Source organism: Streptomyces sp. NPDC057438, from assembly GCF_042802995.1.
Classification (GTDB): domain Bacteria; phylum Actinomycetota; class Actinomycetes; order Streptomycetales; family Streptomycetaceae; genus Streptomyces.
In genome coordinates this window covers 1-17,149 of sequence record NZ_JBHVDD010000009.1, presented here as the reverse complement: position 1 = coordinate 17,149, position 17,149 = coordinate 1, and the positions used below count along the sequence as shown (strand labels likewise).

Below are 17,149 nucleotides of genomic sequence, written 5' to 3'. Positions count from 1 at the left end.
GTTCGGCTCCGTCTCCCTGACCAGGAATCTACGGCCGTCGAGCCCCGGCAAGAAGGGGTGATCCACGGCCCCGGCCTTGTTCGGCCGGGGATTCACCTGCTATTCCTCGCACATGACCACGCAATCCCCGTACGAGCCCGACGCCACCGACTGGCGCATCCTCGACATCCTCCAGCGCGAGGGCCGGACCGGCTTCGCCGAGCTGGCCCGGGCCGTGTCGATGTCGGCGAGCGCCGTGACCGAACGGGTGCGGCGGCTGGAGGAGGCCGGGGTGATCCAGGGGTACGCGGCCGTCGTGGACCCGGAACGGCTGGGGCTGCCGATCCTGGCGTTCGTCCGTCTGCGCTACCCGCACGGGAACTACAAGCCCTTCCACGACCTGGTGGCCGTCACGCCCGAGATCCTGGAGGCGCATCACGTCACGGGCGACGACTGCTTCGTGATCAAGGTCGCCGCCCGTTCGATGCGTCATCTGGAGGAGGTGTCGGGCAGGCTCGGCGCGCTGGGGTCGGTCACGACGAGCGTGGTCTACTCCTCACCGCTCCCCCGGCGGCCCCTCGGTCACTGACCGCGCTGCCGCACGACCGACCCCGTGCGCTCCTTCACGACCTCCAGCTGGGCGTGGACGCGCCGCCGCAGATCCGCCACGTGGCTCACGATGCCGACGCTGCGGTCGCGTTCGCGGAGCGCGTCGAGGACGTCGAGCACCTCGTCGAGGGTCTGGTCGTCGAGGCTGCCGAACCCCTCGTCGACGAAAAGGGTGTCGAGCCGCACTCCCCCCACCTCGTCGGTGACGACGTCGGCCAGCCCGAGGGCGAGCGCGAGGGAGGCGAAGAACGTCTCGCCGCCGGAGAGCGTGGCCGTGTCCCGCTCCCTCCCGGTCCAGGCGTCCACGACGTGCAGTCCGAGCCCGCTGCGCCCACGCCCGGACCGGTCGTCGGAGTGGACCAGGGTGTAGCGGCCGGAGGACATGCGCTGGAGCCGTACGGTCGCGGCGGCGGCGACCTGCTCCAGACGGGCGGCGAGGACGTACGCCTCCAGGCGCATCCTGCGCTCGTTGTCGGCCGAGGTGCCGGCCGCGAGACCCGCCATCCGGGCGACGCGCTCGTACTCCTCGCGCAGCGGCGCCAGCCGGCGTACGGACGCGGTCGCCCGCGTGGAGAGCCGGTCCAGTTCGGCGCGGCGCCCCTCGGCGGCGTCCCACCCGGAGACGGTGTCCTGGAGCCGCCGGGCGGCGGCCGTGGCGGCCCGCTCTGCGGCGGCGAGGTCGGCGGGCGGCCGCTGGGCCGCGGCGGCCGTCTCGGCCTCGGCGAGGACGGCCCGTACGGCGGCCTCCTCCGACTGCCGGGCGTCGAGGCGGTGTTGCAGGTCGCGGTGGGCGGCGGCGTCGAGGACGGCGGCGGCAGCGGCCGACGGTGTGTCGAACCCGGCGCGGAACGCCGCGTCGGCGAGACGCGCGTCGGCCTCCTTCAGGCGCCGCGCGGTGTCCTCGGCCGTCCGCACCGCCTCGGCGGCCTCGCCGAGGAGCCCGGCCAGCGATTCCCACTGCGCGGCGCGCGTGGCCACGCTCTCGGCATCACCCCGGGCCTGGCTCAACTCCCTTTCCAGGGTTGCCCGTTCCCGCTCCAGCGCGTCCCGCCGGGTGTTACGGGTCGCGGCCCGCACGGCCGCCTCCCGCTGGGCGGCGAGCCGCCGGTCGCGCTCCCGCTCGGCGTGCAGCAGGGCCTCCTGCGCGGGATGCAGCCCGGATGCGCCGGCCCGCGCCCGCGCATACTCCTCGGTCAACTCCTCGACCAGCGTGGCGAGTCGCTCCGTCGGCGCGTCACCGGCCTCGGCGCTCGCCGCCGCGTACGCCTGCCGGACGACTCCCAGCCGATGCTCCGCCTCGGCCCGCTCCTCGTCGGCCCGCTGGACCGCGGCGAGCGCCCGCTCCTCCGTCTCCCGGTCCACATGTCCGGCGACCTTCCGGGCGGGCTCGGGGTGTTCGGTGCCGCCGCAGACGGCGCACGGCTGCCCCTCGACCAGTGCGGCGGCGAGTTCCGCCGCGATGCCGGACAGCCGCTGTTCCTTGAGGTCGAGCCAGTGGGCGCGGGCTTCGACGGCTCGTTCGGCGAGCCGGAGCACGCGCGCCTGCGCGTCCTCCGTGTCACGCCCGAGCTGATCACGCTGCCGCGCGGCCGCGAGCCGCTGCTCGGCGGGGTCCCGCCGCACGGCGAGCTGTTCGGCGCGGGTGGCGGCCTCCTGGGCGGACTCGATCCGGGTCCGCAGCTCCGCGCGGGTCGTCTCCCACTCGGCGAGCCAGCTCTCGGCGTCCTGGAGGACCTCCTCATCGGCCCGCTCCTCGCTGTCCGACTCCGCCCGTTCGGTGAGGAGCTCGGCAAGGCGCCGCTCCGCACGACGGGCCGACGCCAGCCCGCCCAGCTCCTCCGCCGCCCTGCGGGCCGCGGCGGACAGTCCGGCGGCCCCCTCGTCGGCGTACGTCCCCGGCAGCCGCGCCCGCACCCCCTGCTCGTCCGCTCGCGCCCGCCGGTGCGCGGCCTCGGCCTCGTCCCGCAGCTCCAGGGCGGGCACCACGGCCTCCGCCTTGCGGGCCCGCTCCATGCGCGCCCGGTCCTCGCGGTGGGCGCCGGCCCGCTCCTCCAGCCGTGCGGCCCGCTCGCGCGCCTGCGCGAACCGCACCTGCAGCCGAGCCACTTCGCGTACGTCGGCCAGGTCCCGGTCGGCGGCGGCGCGCGCCGACTCGGCCGCCGCCCGCGCGCAGTGGGCGATCGTGAGCCGTTCGCGGGCGGTGCTGCGGACGACGGCGGCCCAGCCCAGCACAGCGTCGGCGAGACCCGGGTCGCCGGGCGCCAGGTCGGGCGGCTCCGGGGCGTCCCCCGCCGCCTGCTGCATCCGGTGGACGTCGGCGAGCAGGTCCGCGTCGCCCTCGCGGACCTGGGCCTCGGTCGCCCGGCGCCGGTCGGCGAGCCGCTTCTCGACGGCGGCGAAGTGGTGGGTGTCGAAGAGACGGCCGAGCAGTCTGCCCCTCGCCTCGGCGTCGGCACGCAGGAACCGTGCGAAGTCGCCCTGTGGCAACAGCACGACCTGGCAGAACTGCTCCCGGCTCATCCCCAGGACCTGGGTGATCTCCTCGCCGATCTCCTGGTGCGAGCGGCTGAGGTCCTTCCAGGAGGCCGCCGCCGCGTCGTACTCGCGCAGCCGGCTCTGCGCTTTGTCGACCGTGGTGCCCGACCGGTTTCCCTTCTTGGGCCGTTCCCAGGGCGGCTGCCGGGTGATCTCCAACCGGCGTCCGGCGACGGTCAGTTCGAGGCGGACCTCGGTGCGCGTCGCCGGTGCCGCGTGGTCGCTGCGCAGGGTCGTGCCCTGGCCGTTCTGCCGGGCGCCCGGCACCGCGCCGTAGAGCGCGTAGCAGACGGCGTCCAGGACCGAGGTCTTGCCGGCGCCGGTCGGGCCGTGCAGCAGGAAGAGGCCGGCCGCCGAGAGAACGTCGAAGTCGACGGACTGGGTGCCGCCGAAGGGACCGAAGGCGGTGATGTCGAGCCGGTGGAGCCTCATCGGCCACCTGCCACGCCGGCCGGGCGGGGCAGCGTGCCGGCCCGGCGGGGCGAACCGGGGGTCCGGTGCCCGGCGGCCGCCGTTCGACCGGTCGTCGGCGGAGGACCTTCCGGCCGGTACGGACGACTCGCCGGAACACCCCGGCCGTTCGCCGGAGGGGCCGTCCGGCGGCACCCGCGGCTCGCCGCCGGACGACCCGCCCGGCAACGCACCGCGCAGGCCGTACAGGCCGCCCGGTGGACCGGGCGGCACGTCGGACGACCCGCCCCGCCACTCACGGGGCACACCGAGCGCCCCACCCGGGGCCCCACGCCACACACCGTCCCTCGCACGCGGCGGAACGTGCGGCGCCTCGGACAACCCGCCCGGCCACGCATGCGGCCCACCGGGCGCCCCACCCGGCGGCCCACGCCACTCGCCGATCCGAACACCCAGCCCCGCACGCCCCACACCGAGCAACCCACCCCGCCACCCACGCCCCACACCGACCGACCCACCCGACGGCCCGCGCCCTCCGCCGACCGGCCCACGCCCCCCATCAGGCGGTGCACCCTGCGGCGCACGCGGCCCACCGGGCGCCCCACCCCGCGCCACCCACAGCTCATCGAACAGCCTCCCGAACCGATTCATCGGCCCTGACCGCGTCGAACGCGTCCCTGAGCACGGCCCGTTCGTGCGCGTCGGGTCCCGTGCCGCGGACATGGGCGACGAAGTCCTCGGCGATCTGCTGGTCGTCGCGGCCGGCGAGGCGCCGGGCGTAGGAGACGTCCGGGTCGCCGGGGGCGCGTTCGGGGTCGAAGACGAGGCTGAGCGTGTGCGGGAAGCGGGCGCAGAGCCGGGCCATGGGCTCCGCGGGCCGGACCGGGTCGGTGAGCGTGGCCTCGACCCACGCATCCTCGTGCCGGGCCAGCTCCGGTTCGGCGAGCAGGTCGTCCAGCCTGCCCCGTATCCGGGCGAGCGGGCGGGGCACGGGGCAGTCGATCCGCTCGGCGTCGACCGAACCGTCGGGGCCGAGATCCACCAGCCACATGCTCTTGCGGTGGTCGGCCTCGGAGAAGGAGTACGGCAGCGGGGAACCGGAGTAGCGGACGCGGTCGGTGAGGGTCTGGCTGCCGTGCAGATGGCCCAGCGCCACATAGTCGACGCCGTCGAAGACGCCGGCCGGCACCGAGGAGACCCCGCCGACGGAGATGTCCCGCTCACTGTCGCTGGGCGCGCCGCCGGTGACGAAGGCGTGGGCCAGCACGACGGATCGGGTGCCCGGCGGGCGGGCGGCCAGGTCGGCCCTGACCCGGTCCATGGCGGCGGCGAGCACCGCCTCGTGGCTCGCCTTCTCGACCCCGAACTCGTCCTTCACCAGGGCGGGTTCGAGATAGGGCAGCCCGTAGAAGGCGACGTCGCCGTGGGTGTCGGGCAGCAGCACGGGGGTGCCCGCCGCCGAGGCCGCCGTCCGCAGGTGGATGCCCGCACGGCCGATGAGCCCCGCTCCGACGCCGAGCCGCCGCGCCGAGTCGTGGTTCCCGGAGATCATCACCGTGGGCACGCCCAGGTCGGCCAGACGGTGCAGGGCCTCGTCGAACAGCTCCACCGCCGCCAGCGCGGGCACCGCCCGGTCGTACACGTCCCCCGCCACCACCACCGCGTCCACCTCGCGCTCGCGCGCGGTCGTGACCAGATGACCGATGAACTCGGCCTGCGCGCCGAGCATGTTCACCCGGTGGAACGCCCGACCGAGATGCCAGTCGGAAGTGTGCAGCAGCCTCATGATCCTCGAACCTAACAGGCGGGTCGGACATCACGGGCGCCTACCGGCGAACCGACCCGCGTACGCCGGTACGCCCGGTCACGCGTCCCCGTAGGCCTCGCCCCCGAGTTCGAACCCGGCCGTGCCCGCGGTGGTGTCGGCGAGCCAGGCGCGGAACGCCCCCACCTCGGCGTCGGGCAGCCCGATCTCGATGGTGACCGCCTCCGCGTACCGCACGTCACGGACCTCGCGCCCGGTGGACCGCAGGTCGTTCTGCAGCTTGCCGGCCCGCTGGTGGTCGACGGTCACCGTGGCCAGCCGGAAGCGCCGGCGGGTGATGCCCCCGAGCGCGTCCAGGGCCTCGCCCACGGCACCGCCGTACGCCCTGATGAGTCCGCCGGCGCCCAGTTTGACCCCGCCGTAGTACCGGGTGACGACGGCGACGACGTACCGCATGTCCCGGCGCAGCAGCATCTGCAGCATGGGGACGCCGGCGGTGCCGCCGGGTTCCCCGTCGTCGCTCGCGCGCTGGACGGCCGCGTCGGCGCCGATGACGTAGGCGTAGCAGTTGTGGGTGGCGTCGGTGTGCTCCCTGCGGACGGCCGCGACGAAGTCCTGGGCCTCCTGTTCGGTGGCCGCCGGGGCGAGCGCGCACAGGAACCGTGATCGGTTGACCTCGGTCTCGTGCACGCCGGCGCGGGCGACGGTGCGGTACTCGTCCTGCATCCGGCCAGCCTATGCGCAGGCCGGCGCCCGCCCGCGCGGGGCGTCGGCCGGGAGTCGAGGGCTGGGGGGCCGGGCTGCCGGCCGGGGGTTGTTCAGGGCCGCTTTCTCCCCCTGGCCACGATCACGTCCGTCAGCAGTGCCGTGCCCGGGGCGAGCGCGGACCAGGTCGCGCCGTGCCAGGAGAGGAAGGCGATCGCCGAGGTGGGGAACTTGGTCCGTACGTCGTCCAGCGCGCCGTCGAGCGCGTCGCCGGCCAGGTCCAGCACCAGTTGCTCCAGCCCCGGGTTGTGACCGACGAGCAGCAGCGTCCGCACATGGCCGGGGGTCTCGCGCACCACGTCGAGCAGCTCGGGTACGTCGGCCGCGTACACCCGCCCGTCGTAGCGCACGGGCGGTGGCGTCCCCCACTGCGCGGAGGTCAGTTCCCAGGTCAGCCGTGCCCGTACAGCCGTGGAGCACACGGCGAGGTCGGGCAGGCAGTCCACGTCGGCGAGGGCCCGCCCGACGGCGGGGGCGTCACGCCGGCCGCGGGGTGCCAGGGGGCGCTCGTGGTCGGGGACGCCCACGGGCCAGGCGGACTTGGCGTGGCGCAGGACGACGAGTCGGCGCAGCGGGCCCGCGCCGGCGCGGGGCGTCATGCCGTCGCCCCGATCTCCCGGGTGAGTTCCAGCCCGAGGAGCCGGTCCGCGTAGGCGTAGGTCTCGAACCGGGCGCCGTCGGGGATGTCCGGTGCCCGTTCCACGTCCCGCAAGACGTCGAGCACCGCGCGTACGTCGAGGTCGTCGTCCCAGGCGTCCCGCAGTGCCTCCCGTACGGGCTCGGGGACCGGCCTCGACGGACGGGTCGCCCAGGCCGCCACCGACCCGCGCCAGTGGTCGAGCGTGTCAGCGGCCTCGCCGACGGCGGTGGCGTCGAGGGTCACGGGGGTCCGGCGCGGGTGGCTGAGGAGAGCGAGTCGCAGGGCACTGCCCGCCGCGTCCGACTCACCGGCCCAGGCCACCGGGCCCACCTCGATCCCGATCCCGGGGCCGGAGCCGGGGTCGACCGACTCCCCGGGGCCGGAGCCGGAGTCGACCGACTCCCCCGGGCCGGTCACGTGCAGGACCTGCCGCCCGCCCCGTGTCGTCCCGGGGTTCTCGCTCTGCCGGATGCCGAGGTCGTCGGCCCGCTCCCGCAGGGCGGCGGGCGGGTCGGCGACCAGGAGCACCGGGCTCCCGCCCAGTTCGAGAGCGCGGGCGAGGACATCGGCGACCAGCAGGACGCGCAGCGCCGAGGGGGTGTCCCCCGCAGCGTGGGCATGGACCCGGGTGAGCGCCCTGCGGATCTCGGCGGGCTCGCCGGTCCGGGCGTCAGTGATACGCAGCACGGGCTGAGCGTAGGCGCGACGACGGCCGAACGCAGTGCGGACGACGCCATTGTCGAGATCGAGCCGGACGCCCGGGGCACCTGGGCGCGGGAATTCGCCGTGCCCCTCCCGCTGTTGCCGCAGGCAGCCCCCACATCAGGACGCCCCCGCAGGGCACCCGGCCAGAACAGAGGAGACGGCATGTACGGCGATCCCGCCACGATCCGCAAGGTCCTGACGGAACTCGGCGACACCTGGGCCGTCGTCGGCCTGTCCGGCAACCGCGGCCGCGCGGCGTACGGCGTCGCGGAGGTCCTCCAGCGCTACGGCAAGCGTGTCGTCCCGGTGCACCCCAAGGCCGAGACGGTCCACGGCGAACAGGGCTACGCCTCGCTCTCCGACATCCCCTTCGCCGTGGACGTCGTCGACGTCTTCGTCAACAGCGACCTCGCGGGCCCCGTCGCCGACGAGGCCGCCCGCATCGGCGCCAGGGCGGTCTGGTTCCAGCTGGGCGTTCTCGACGAGGCGGCCTACCACCGCACCCGGGCGGCGGGCCTGGACATGATCATGGACCGCTGCCCGGCGATAGAGATCCCGCGCCTGCCCGCCGACGCCTGAACCCTCCGGTGAGCCCCCGTCCCGGGGAGCGCGGCGCCTCCCTCCCGTGCGCCCCGGGGCTCGGGCAACCGCGCGACAGGTCCACCCCGGCCTCACTCGTGCGCGACGACCACCACGGGCACCCCCGCGTGATGGAGCAGCGCGTGCACGACCGGCCCGACGTGCGCCCCCACCGGCGCGTGCCGCACGCGCCGCCCGACCACGACGAGGGAGGCGTCCCGGGACGCCTCCAGCAGATGCTCCGCCGCCTTCCCCCGCCGTGACTCCTCCACCACGTCGACCCCCGGGAACTCCCGCCGCCACGGCACCAGCACCTCGTGCAGCGTGCCGGCCTCCACCTCTCCCACGTCGGCATCGAGATCGGCCTCCAGACCGGGCCTCTCCCGCAGCCCGGAGTGCGGCGGACGCCAGTCGTGCAGTATCCGCAACGGCGTCCCGCGCACCTCCGCCGCCTCGAACGCGAACCCGATCAGGGTGTGGTCCGGCTGCACGGTGTCCAGCCCGAGCACGACGGGCCGGAACGGCGCCAGGGCGGACGGCGCCCCGGTGGCGCCCGGCGCATGCTCGTCCTCGGCCCGCTCCTCCGCCCGCACGAGCACCACCGGCCGCTCGGTGTGCGCGACGACGTGCAGCCCGACCGAGCCGAGCAGAAAGCCGGCCAGCCCGCTCAACCCGCGGGACCCCAGGACCAGCAGTTCGCCTTCGTGCGCGACCCGCACCAGCTCCTCGCTCGCCCGCCCCGTCAGCTGCGCGACGCTCACGTCGACCCCGGGGTGCCGCAGCCGTATCCCGTCGGCGGCCTCCCGCAGCACCCTCCCGACGCCGGTCTCCCCCGAAGCACCCGGCCCCGCCCGCCCGTCCAGCCCGTCCGCTCCCGTGGCCGGACCCAGTACCGGCTCCCGCCCCATCGGCTCGGGAACGGGCTCCCAGACGTTGACCAGCCGCAACGGCAGCGCGCGGAGCCGCGCCTCCCGGGCCGCCCAGTCGGCGGCGGCCAGGCTCTCGCGCGAACCGTCGATACCCACGGTGACGGTGCGGAACATGGGGCGCACCTCCTGAGGTCGAGGTCTGTTTCCAGCATCGCCGCAGGGCGGCGGATCCGCAGGGGCGAGAATCGGACCATGCTGAGCATCGGTTCCGTGGTGATGGGTGCGTCCGACGTACGGCGGGCCACCGCGTTCTGGACACAGGCCCTCGGGTACGTCCCGCGTGAGGAGCCGGAGGACGACTGGGTCGTCCTGGTGCATCCGCGGGGCACCGGCGTCCAGCTCTCCCTCACCCTCAGCGAGACCCCGGTGCAGGAGCGCCCGCGGGTGCATCTGGACCTCTACGCGGGCAACGCGGCGGACCAGGCGGCGGAGGTCGAGCGGCTGGTGGGCCTCGGAGCGCACCGCGTGGCGTGGGACTCCTATCCGGCGGGCGCCGACTTCGTCGTCCTGGCCGACCCGGAGGGCAACCGCTTCTGCGTGATCGACACCGGCCGGGAGTGAGGCCGGGGCGCCTCCGTACGCCTCACACCGGCAGCAGCCGCGTCACCAGCTCCCCGAGCCGCCGCGCGTTCCGGCAGGCGTGCATGTCGACGATCTCGGCGTAGACGAGGGCGGCGGAGTCGCCCGTCCCCCACTGTTCGGGCGACTCGGGGTTCAGCCAGTGGACGCGGCGGGCGCGGGCCGCGATGCGCCGCAGTGCCTCCGCGCGCGGGTCGAACCCGTTGGTGCGGGCGTCCCCGAGCACGATCACCGACGTACGGGGGCCGATCGCGTCGAGGTGGCGCTCGGCGAACTCCCCGAGCGCGGAACCGTAGTCACTGCTGCCGTGCCAGCCGGAGACCGCGGCCTCGCCGGCGATCCGGCGGCCGAGTCCGGCGGGATCGGCCTCGCCGTTGGTGACGAGGCCGGTGACCTCGTCGACGCGGTTGACGAACGCGTACACCCGCACCTTGCTGAACTGGTCCCGCATCGCCTGGACCAGCAGCATCGTGAAGTTGGCGAATCCGGCGACCGATCCGGACACATCGCACAGCAGCACGATCTCCGGACGCGCGGGCCGATGCCGCCGATACGCCGGGCGCAGCGGCACCCCGCCGGTGGACAGTGAGCGCCGGAGCGTGCGCCGGATGTCGATCTGGCCGCGCGCGGCCCTGCGCCGCCGGGCGGCCAGCCGGGTCGCGAGCTTGCGGGCCAACGGCTGGACCGTACGGCGTAGTCCGACGAGCTGCTCGCGGCTCGCGACGAGGAAGTCGACCTGGTCGGCACCGCGGGCGATGCCCCGTTGGGCGATCATCTCCGCGCCCCGCCGCTCGGCGACCCGCCGCCGCGCCTCCGTACCCACCCGTCTCCGGAAGTCCTCGATACGGCGCCGGATCTCGTCGGCGTCCAGCCGGTCGGTGAACCCACCCGCTCCGAGACCCGAGCCGGAACCGGAACCCGAACCGGCTTCGGAACCCGAAACGGATCGCGCACCCGCACCCACGCCGACACCCGTACCCAGTCCGAATCCGCCGCCGAATCCCATGCGGAACCCGCCACCGCCCCCCGCACCCGGGACACCGGCGCCCTCCCCGCCGTCCGCGCGCGCACCCGCCAGTATCCGAGCCAGCAGTGTCTGCGGACGGAGGCGGTCCAGCGTCTGGTGGGCGGACCAGCCGTCCGCACCCGGCGAGCCGTAACGGCCGAGCAACTCCACGGCCTCGGCCGCGAGCCGGGTGAGTGCCGCCGTGTCGTTCGCGGCGAGCGCCTCGGCGAGCCGGTCGCGCAGCTCGTCCCGGTCCCCGGCGGGCGCACCGCGCGCCGCCGCCAACTCCCCCACCCCCAGCGGGAAGTACAGCTCGAAGGCCGCGTCGAACACGGCCCGCTGGCGGTCCGCGCGCAGCAGCGCCGCCGCAAGCCCCTCGCGGATCCGCTCCCGGTCGGCGAGGCCCAGCACCTCCAGGACGGCCGCCGCGTCCACGGTCTCGCCCGGCCCGATCCGGATCCCGTGGCCGCGCAACGCCCGTACGAACGCGGTCAGCCGGTCGGCCAGCGCGGAGCCGGGCGTCGGGTCGCCGGCGTCACGGGCCCCGGCGCTCATACCAGCGTCAGCTTCCGCGCGGCCTTCTCGATGTCGTCCTGGTGCTTGAGGATCACTCCCAGGCTGTCCCGGACGACGTTCTCGTCCAGGGTGTCCGCGCCGAGGGCCAGCAGGGTACGTGCCCAGTCGATGGTCTCGGCCACGGAGGGGGCCTTGCGCAGCTCCATCTCGCGCAGCGCGCCGACGACCCGGACCAGGGAGTCGGCGAGTGCGAGGTCCAGACCGGGAACCCTGAGGCGTACGATCCGCCGCTCCAACTCCGCGTCGGGGAAGTCGAGATGGAGGAAGAGACAGCGGCGGCGCAGGGCCTCGGACAGTTCACGGGTGGCGTTGGAGGTGAGGACCGTGAAGGGGCGCCGGGTGGCGGTGATCGTGCCCAGCTCCGGGACGGTGACCTGGAAGTCGCTGAGCACCTCGAGGAGCAGCCCCTCGACCTCGACGTCCGCCTTGTCGGTCTCGTCGATGAGCAGGACCGTCGGCTCGTCGCCCCGGATCGCGGTCAGCAGGGGGCGGGTGAGGAGGAACTCGTCGCTGAAGATGTCGGTGCGGGTGTCGTCCCACGCCTCGTCGCGTCCGGCGGTGATGCGCAGCAGCTGCTTGGCGTGGTTCCACTCGTACAGGGCGCGGGACTCGTCGATGCCCTCGTAGCACTGGAGCCGGACCAGCCGGGCGGCACCGACGCGGGCGACGGCCTTGGCCAGCTCGGTCTTGCCGACGCCCGCCGGGCCTTCCACCAGCAGCGGCTTGCCGAGCCGGTCGGCCAGGAAGACGGTGGTGGCGACGGCCGTCGAAGCCAGGTATCCCGCTTCGGCGAGCCGTGCGGCGACATCGTCCACGGAGGCGAAGAAGCCGGTGCCGGGGCTGTCCGGGCGGATCTGCGCGTCGCCCGCGCCCCTGCCGGTGGTCTCGGCGGTCTCGTCGGTCATGTGGCCCGTCCCCTCACCCGGCGTACGAGGCCGCTCCCCGACACCCTCCCCCAAGTTACCAAGCGGTCGCTTTTGCTGTCCCGGCCTCCCCACGACCCGCCCGCGCCGCCAGCACGACTCACCCTCCGACTCCCGCCGCCTACGCGGTCACGACCAGCCGCTCCACCAGATCCGCCCACCCCAGCTCCAGCCGTTCGAGGGGCATCCCCCGCCGCTCCACCAGATGGTCGACGAGGCCGATGTCCAGGAATCCCAGCAGGGTCTGCGCCAGCAGCTCGATGTCGCCGGCCGTCCTGGCACGGCGCAGCAGCATGCACAGGTGGCCCAGGCGGAGCTGGTTGGCCGGGCTGATGTGACGGCGGGAGACGTCCGCACCGGCGGCCAGGTAGAGGTCGCGGTGGGCGTACTCGTGACGGATGACGGCCACGCCGAAGGCCCGGAGCCGCTCGACGGGCGGCGCGTCGGGGCCGAGGGGCGGCGGGCCGGTCAGGAAGGCGGCCTGCAGCTCCCGCTCGTGGTGGTCGAGGAGCGCGACCATCAGCCCGATCCGGTCGCCGAACCGCCGGAAGACGGTGCCCTTGCCCACCTCGGCGGCGGTCGCCACGGCCTCCATGGTCAGCTTGGCGGCCCCGCCGTCGGCCGCCAGCCGTGCGGCGACCTCCAGCAGCCGGGTGCGGTTGCGGGCCGCGTCCGCGCGCAGTCGGGGCTGTTCGGGGGCGGTGGGGGCGAGGTTCAGCAGTCCGTCGAGGGGGTCGGGATCCTGAGGCGCCGGAAAGGGCGGCAGCGACTCTTTCATGAAATGAGCGTAACGCTCACCACAGAGAAGTGGACCCCGGTCCGGATAGCTGCTACAAATTTCAACGGACCCTGGTCCGTTTAGTTTGTCCCCGCGTGCTCACCCTTGCTAGGAGTCAGCTCATGTCCGTACGCATCCTCGCGCTCGTCGGCAGCCTTCGCGCCGGTTCGCACAACCGCCAGCTCGCCGAGGCCGCCGTGAAGCACGCCCCGGAGGGCGTCACGATCGAGCTGTACGAGGGCCTGGCCGACGTCCCGTTCTACAACGAGGACATCGACACGGAGGCCGCCCTCCCGGCCACCGCCGCGCGGCTGCGCGAGGCGGCCGGCCAGGTCGACGGCTTCCTCCTCTTCTCCCCCGAGTACAACGGCACCATCCCGGCCGTCCTGAAGAACGCCATCGACTGGCTGTCGCGTCCGTACGGCGCCGGCTCCTTCACCGGCAAGCCGGTCGCCGTGGTCGGCACCGCGTTCGGCCAGTTCGGCGGCGTGTGGGCGCAGGACGAGACCCGCAAGGCCCTCGGCATCGCCGGCGCCACGGTCCTGGAGGACGCCAAGCTCTCCATCCCCGGTTCGGTCGTCCGCTTCGCCGAGACCCACCCGGCGGACGACGCCGAGGTCGTCACCGGCCTGACCGCGGTCCTGGAGCAGCTCAGCGCCCAGGCCGGCACCGTCGCCGCCTGATCGGGCGGCTGTCGTACGACGCCGGGGTCCGGGCCGCGCGCCCGGGGCCCGGCGTCGGCGCTCCGGCACCCCGTCGCACCCGGCGGCCGGACGGTCAGACGACCCCCAGTCCCTCCAGCACGACCGCGTTGGGCAGTTCCGCCAGGGCCTTCCCCGGCACCAGCAGTTTGCCGCGCCGCCGCCCGCTGCCGACCAGGACGTACGGCAGGTCGACCACGGCGGAGTCCACCAGGACCGGCCACGACGCGGGCAGTCCCACCGGGGTGATGCCGCCGTACTCCATGCCGGTCTCCCCGGTGGCGGTGTCCGTCGACGCGAACGAGGCCTTGCGGGCGCCGAGCCGGCGGCGGACCGCGCCGTTGACGTCGACACGGGTGGTGGAGAGCACCACGCACGCGGCCAGAGTCGTCTCGCCGCCCCGCCTGCCCGCGACGACCACGCAGTTCGCGGACGTGTCGAGCAGGTCCTGCCCGTAGTGCTGGACGAACACGGCGGTGTCGGCCCACTCCGGGTCCGTGTCGACGTACAGGATCCGGTCGGCGGGCACGCTGCCGGACCAGGCGCGAACGGCGCCGGAGACCGGGCCCACGAGGTCGTCGAGGCAGTCGGGGGCGGGGGTGGCGTGGTCGAAGTCTCCGATGGGTGCGCGCATGGGCCGCACCGTAACAAAGCGCGGCGGGCGGCCGCGGCGACGGCTCAGTGCACGGCCGGCACCGACACCGTCAGCACCATCCGGGTCGGCACGTCCGCCCGGTTCGCGTACTCGTGCTCCGCGCCGGCCTCGAAGGTGACACTCGCACCGGCCGGCACCCGGTATTCCGTGCCCTCGACGGTGAGGGTCAGCTCGCCCTCCGTGACATGGGCGATCTCGACCGTGCCCACGGGGTGCGGGTCCGACCGGCTGCCCTCTCCCGGCATCAGCAGCCAGTCCCACATCTCCAGCGGGCCGGGCGCCTCCGCACCGGCCAGCAGCTTGCTGTGGCTGCCCGCCTCGGTGTGCCAGAGCCGGACCACCTGCTCGGCCGGGACGATCCGGACCCGGGACCCCCGCTCGTAGTCGAGCAGGGTGGTGATGCTGACGCCGAGCGCGTCCCCGATCTTCACGACGGTGCCGATGCTGGGGTTGGTGCGGGCCTGCTCGATCTGGATGAGCATGCCGCGGCTGACCCCGGCGCGGGTCGCGAGGGCGTCCAGGGTGAACCCCCGCTCGGTGCGCCAGCGCTTGACGTTCCGCGCCAGGGACTGGGTCAGCAGATCGAGATCCGACACATTCCGTCCAATATCCTCAAGGGGAGAGTTCACCGCGAGGCACCGCGGCGGGGTGCACCGGACACGCACCGAACTGTACTGCGCGGGGGCCGGGGCCTTGATCGCCCAGGCGGACTCCCCAGCGCCCTCCTAGGCGGACTCCCCCGCGCCCTGCGCGTCCCACTCGGCCAGGGCCAGCAGCTGCTTCGGCGTGACCCCGTCGGGGATCGGCACCGGCGCGGGCGTCCGGATCGGCGGCTGCCACCCCTCGGCGGGATCCCAGCGCCGCACGACCCGCGCGGGCGCCCCCGCCACCACCGAGTGGTCCGGCACCACCCCCCGCACCACGGCTCCCGCGGCGACCACCACGTTCCGGCCGACCCGGGCGCCGGGGAGGATCACCGCGCCCGTGCCGATCCAGCAGCCCGGCCCGATGGACACGGGGTCCATCCGCGGCCACTGCTTGCCGATCGGCTGGTGCGGGTCGTCGTAGGAGTGGTTCGTGGACGTCACGTACACGTACGGGCCGAAGTAGCAGTCGCTGCCGATGGTGACGGTGGTGTCGGCGATGACATGGCTGCCCCGGCCGAGGACGACACCGTCACCGATGCGCAGGATCGGCTCCGCGCCGAGGTCCAGATCGGGCATCAGCCCAGCGGTGAGAGTGACCTGCTCGCCGATGATGCAGTGGGAGCCGAGCTGGATCCACGGCTCACCGAAGACCGTGCCGAGCGGGAAGGCCAGTCTGGTACCCGTTCCCATCGCGCCGAAGCGGAAGGCGCCGGGCCGGTCGGCCGTCACCGACCCCGTGCGCTGCAGCCACGCCCAGCCCGCGTGGACGGCGCGCTGCGTGAGGCGGCCCCGCCAGGACGAGAACGTGTTCTTGCTTTTCGGCACCCGCTCACGGTACTCACCGCGCGGCACCCGCATGACGCCGTACGGCTGTGATCTTCACCCCACGGGATGCGCGTGCCATGGCTTACGGTGCGGGTGAGGACAGATCCTCATCCACCACCAGGAGGCGGCGATGAACCGGCAGCGGGCCCTGATCACGACGTTCGGCGGCAACAAGCCGGATGTGGAGGAGGCCGCGTTCGTCTCCCCCACGTCGGTGGTGATCGGTGACGTGACGCTGCGGCCGGGGTCGAGCGTCTGGTACGGGGCCGTACTGCGGGCCGAGTTCGAGCCGATCGTGATCGGCGCGGACGCCAACGTCCAGGACAACTGCACGCTGCACGTCGACCCCGGGTTCCCGGTCTCGATCGGCGCGCGGGTCTCCATCGGGCACAACGCGGTGGTGCACGGGGCGACGGTCGAGGACGACTGCCTGATCGGGATGGGCGCGACGGTGCTGAACGGCGCGGTGATCGGGGCGGGGTCGCTGGTGGCCGCGCAGGCGCTGGTCCCGCAGGGGATGCGGGTGCCGCCGGGCTCACTGGTCGCGGGCGTGCCGGCGAAGGTGAAGCGGCCGCTCACCGACGAGGAGCGGGAGTTGGTGACCCTGAACGGCACGCACTACGCGGAGCTGGCCGCGGCGCACCGGGAGGCGCAGGAGGAGTACGGCGCGTAGACCGTGCGCGGGGCGGGGCCGGTGCTGCGGTACACGCTCGGGTTTGGTGTTGTGGTTCGTGCTCGGGCCCGGTGTTGCGGTTTCGGCTCGGAGCCCGGTGCTCCGGCTCGGCCCCCGTCCACCGGTGCCGGTCCGCCGGTTTCGGGCCCGGCCGGCCCGGTCTCGCGGTCGCCACGGGACGGCGGTACGACGGGACGGCGGAGGTGCCACCTTCAGGCAGCCGGCCCCGCGCCCCTCAGGAGTCGGCGGGGACGAGTTCCCCGCCGGTCCGCTCCGCCGCTTCCGCCGCCTTCTTCGCCTTGCGCTTGATCACCAGCATCGACGTGACGCCGATGAGGACGGCCAGGACCAGGCCCAGCCAGGAGAAGCGCTTGAGCCAGGCCTCGGCGACGACTCCGACGTAGTAGATGACGGCTGTGGTGCCGCCGGCCCAGAGGATGCCGCCGAGCACGTTCGCGACGAGGAAGCGCCAGTAGGGCATCTGCAGGACTCCGGCGAGAGGGCCGGCGAAGATGCGCAGGAGGGCGATGAAACGGCCGAAGAAGACGGCCCACATGCCCCAGCGGTCGAAGGAGCGCTCGGCGACGGCGATATTGCTCTCGCTGAAGTGCTTGGGGAACCGCCGGTTGAGCTTGGCCAGCAGGGGACGCCCACCCTTGCGGCCGATCGCGTAACCGATGGAGTCGCCGATGATCGCCCCGGCGGTGGCGCAGGCGCCGAGGACGAACGGGTCGATGTCACCGTGCTGGGAGGCGAGCAGCGCCGACGAGACCAGGATGATCTCGCCCGGCAGCGGGATACCCAGGCTCTCCAGGCCGATGACCAGTCCCACCAGCAGATAGATGGCGAGCGGGGGCACTGTTTCGAGC

At 74.2% G+C, this 17,149-nt stretch carries 18 protein-coding genes; 5 read left to right on the top strand and 13 right to left on the bottom strand.

All coding sequences use genetic code 11. The features are described 5' to 3' along the window. The first annotated feature begins 112 nt into the window (after positions 1–112). Positions 113–568, top strand: coding sequence for an Lrp/AsnC family transcriptional regulator (locus ACFU5F_RS07930; protein ID WP_383883538.1), 456 nt, complete (start codon positions 113–115; stop codon positions 566–568). Here the strand turns inward: ACFU5F_RS07930 and ACFU5F_RS07925 are convergent. From ACFU5F_RS07925 to ACFU5F_RS07905, 5 genes are all read right to left on the bottom strand, one after another. Further along, positions 562–3,555 carry an AAA family ATPase gene (locus ACFU5F_RS07925; protein WP_383883537.1) on the bottom strand — a complete coding sequence of 998 codons (2,994 nt, stop codon included), beginning with the start codon at positions 3,553–3,555 and terminating at the stop codon, positions 562–564. The genes ACFU5F_RS07930 and ACFU5F_RS07925 overlap by 7 nt on opposite strands. A 601-nt stretch (positions 3,556–4,156) precedes the next feature. Then, positions 4,157–5,320 (bottom strand): exonuclease SbcCD subunit D, encoded by a 1,164-nt coding sequence (locus ACFU5F_RS07920; RefSeq protein ID WP_383883534.1) that lies wholly within the window; start codon positions 5,318–5,320, stop codon positions 4,157–4,159. 78 nt (positions 5,321–5,398) lie between these two features. After that, positions 5,399–6,025, bottom strand: a complete 627-nt coding sequence (locus ACFU5F_RS07915; RefSeq protein WP_383883531.1) for a YigZ family protein — start codon at positions 6,023–6,025, stop codon at positions 5,399–5,401. A 92-nt stretch (positions 6,026–6,117) separates the two neighbouring features. Then, the gene (locus tag ACFU5F_RS07910; RefSeq protein WP_383883529.1) at positions 6,118–6,663 is read right to left on the bottom strand and encodes a SixA phosphatase family protein; all 546 of its coding nucleotides are present in this window, start codon (positions 6,661–6,663) and stop codon (positions 6,118–6,120) included. Then, the gene (locus tag ACFU5F_RS07905; protein ID WP_383883527.1) at positions 6,660–7,391 is read right to left on the bottom strand and encodes a hypothetical protein; all 732 of its coding nucleotides are present in this window, start codon (positions 7,389–7,391) and stop codon (positions 6,660–6,662) included. Before ACFU5F_RS07905 ends, ACFU5F_RS07910 begins: the two co-directional genes overlap by 4 nt. 180 nt (positions 7,392–7,571) lie before the next feature. On the opposite strand from ACFU5F_RS07905, the gene ACFU5F_RS07900 reads away from it, so the two are divergent. Beyond that, a complete protein-coding gene (locus ACFU5F_RS07900) occupies positions 7,572–7,988 on the top strand; it encodes a CoA-binding protein (RefSeq protein ID WP_383883524.1) in 417 nt (138 codons plus the stop codon). Positions 7,989–8,080: 92 nt separating this feature from the next. Here the strand turns inward: ACFU5F_RS07900 and ACFU5F_RS07895 are convergent, their stop codons facing one another. Beyond that, the gene (locus ACFU5F_RS07895; RefSeq protein WP_383883522.1) at positions 8,081–9,031 is read right to left on the bottom strand and encodes a universal stress protein; all 951 of its coding nucleotides are present in this window, start codon (positions 9,029–9,031) and stop codon (positions 8,081–8,083) included. A gap of 78 nt (positions 9,032–9,109) precedes the next feature. Between ACFU5F_RS07895 and ACFU5F_RS07890 the strand changes: the two genes are divergently transcribed. Continuing rightward, the gene (locus ACFU5F_RS07890) at positions 9,110–9,478 is read left to right on the top strand and encodes a VOC family protein (protein WP_383883519.1); all 369 of its coding nucleotides are present in this window, start codon (positions 9,110–9,112) and stop codon (positions 9,476–9,478) included. Positions 9,479–9,500: 22 nt separating this feature from the next. Here the strand turns inward: ACFU5F_RS07890 and ACFU5F_RS07885 are convergent, their stop codons facing one another. The 3 genes from ACFU5F_RS07885 to ACFU5F_RS07875 form a co-directional block, all read right to left on the bottom strand. After that, complete coding sequence (locus tag ACFU5F_RS07885) at positions 9,501–11,057, bottom strand: VWA domain-containing protein (protein WP_383883517.1); 1,557 nt, start codon at positions 11,055–11,057, stop codon at positions 9,501–9,503. After that, positions 11,054–11,983 (bottom strand): AAA family ATPase, encoded by a 930-nt coding sequence (locus ACFU5F_RS07880; RefSeq protein ID WP_383883514.1) that lies wholly within the window; start codon positions 11,981–11,983, stop codon positions 11,054–11,056. The genes ACFU5F_RS07885 and ACFU5F_RS07880 overlap by 4 nt, the downstream gene beginning before the upstream one ends. A 139-nt stretch (positions 11,984–12,122) precedes the next feature. Next, a complete protein-coding gene (locus tag ACFU5F_RS07875; protein ID WP_383883511.1) occupies positions 12,123–12,779 on the bottom strand; it encodes a TetR/AcrR family transcriptional regulator in 657 nt (218 codons plus the stop codon). A 122-nt stretch (positions 12,780–12,901) separates the two neighbouring features. On the opposite strand from ACFU5F_RS07875, the gene ACFU5F_RS07870 reads away from it, so the two are divergent. Next, on the top strand, positions 12,902–13,462 hold the full coding sequence (locus ACFU5F_RS07870; protein WP_383883508.1) for an NAD(P)H-dependent oxidoreductase: 561 nt from the start codon (positions 12,902–12,904) through the stop codon (positions 13,460–13,462). A gap of 94 nt (positions 13,463–13,556) precedes the next feature. Here ACFU5F_RS07870 and ACFU5F_RS07865 read toward each other — a convergent pair whose 3' ends face one another. From ACFU5F_RS07865 to ACFU5F_RS07855, 3 genes are all read right to left on the bottom strand, one after another. Continuing rightward, positions 13,557–14,114, bottom strand: coding sequence for a YbaK/EbsC family protein (locus tag ACFU5F_RS07865; protein ID WP_383883506.1), 558 nt, complete (start codon positions 14,112–14,114; stop codon positions 13,557–13,559). 44 nt (positions 14,115–14,158) lie between these two features. Then, positions 14,159–14,731, bottom strand: coding sequence for a helix-turn-helix domain-containing protein (locus ACFU5F_RS07860; RefSeq protein ID WP_383883503.1), 573 nt, complete (start codon positions 14,729–14,731; stop codon positions 14,159–14,161). Positions 14,732–14,860: 129 nt separating this feature from the next. Next, positions 14,861–15,640: an acyltransferase gene (locus tag ACFU5F_RS07855; RefSeq protein ID WP_383883500.1), complete on the bottom strand. Its 780-nt coding sequence runs from the start codon at positions 15,638–15,640 to the stop codon at positions 14,861–14,863. 97 nt (positions 15,641–15,737) lie between these two features. Here ACFU5F_RS07855 and ACFU5F_RS07850 point away from each other — a divergent pair, with 97 nt between their 5' ends. Then, on the top strand, positions 15,738–16,280 hold the full coding sequence (locus ACFU5F_RS07850; RefSeq protein ID WP_383883497.1) for a gamma carbonic anhydrase family protein: 543 nt from the start codon (positions 15,738–15,740) through the stop codon (positions 16,278–16,280). Between the two features lie 235 nt (positions 16,281–16,515). On the opposite strand, the gene ACFU5F_RS07845 is transcribed toward ACFU5F_RS07850, so the two are convergent. After that, positions 16,516–17,149, bottom strand: a 634-nt coding sequence (locus tag ACFU5F_RS07845; RefSeq protein WP_383883495.1) for a DedA family protein, incomplete at its 5' end; no start/stop codon positions are given.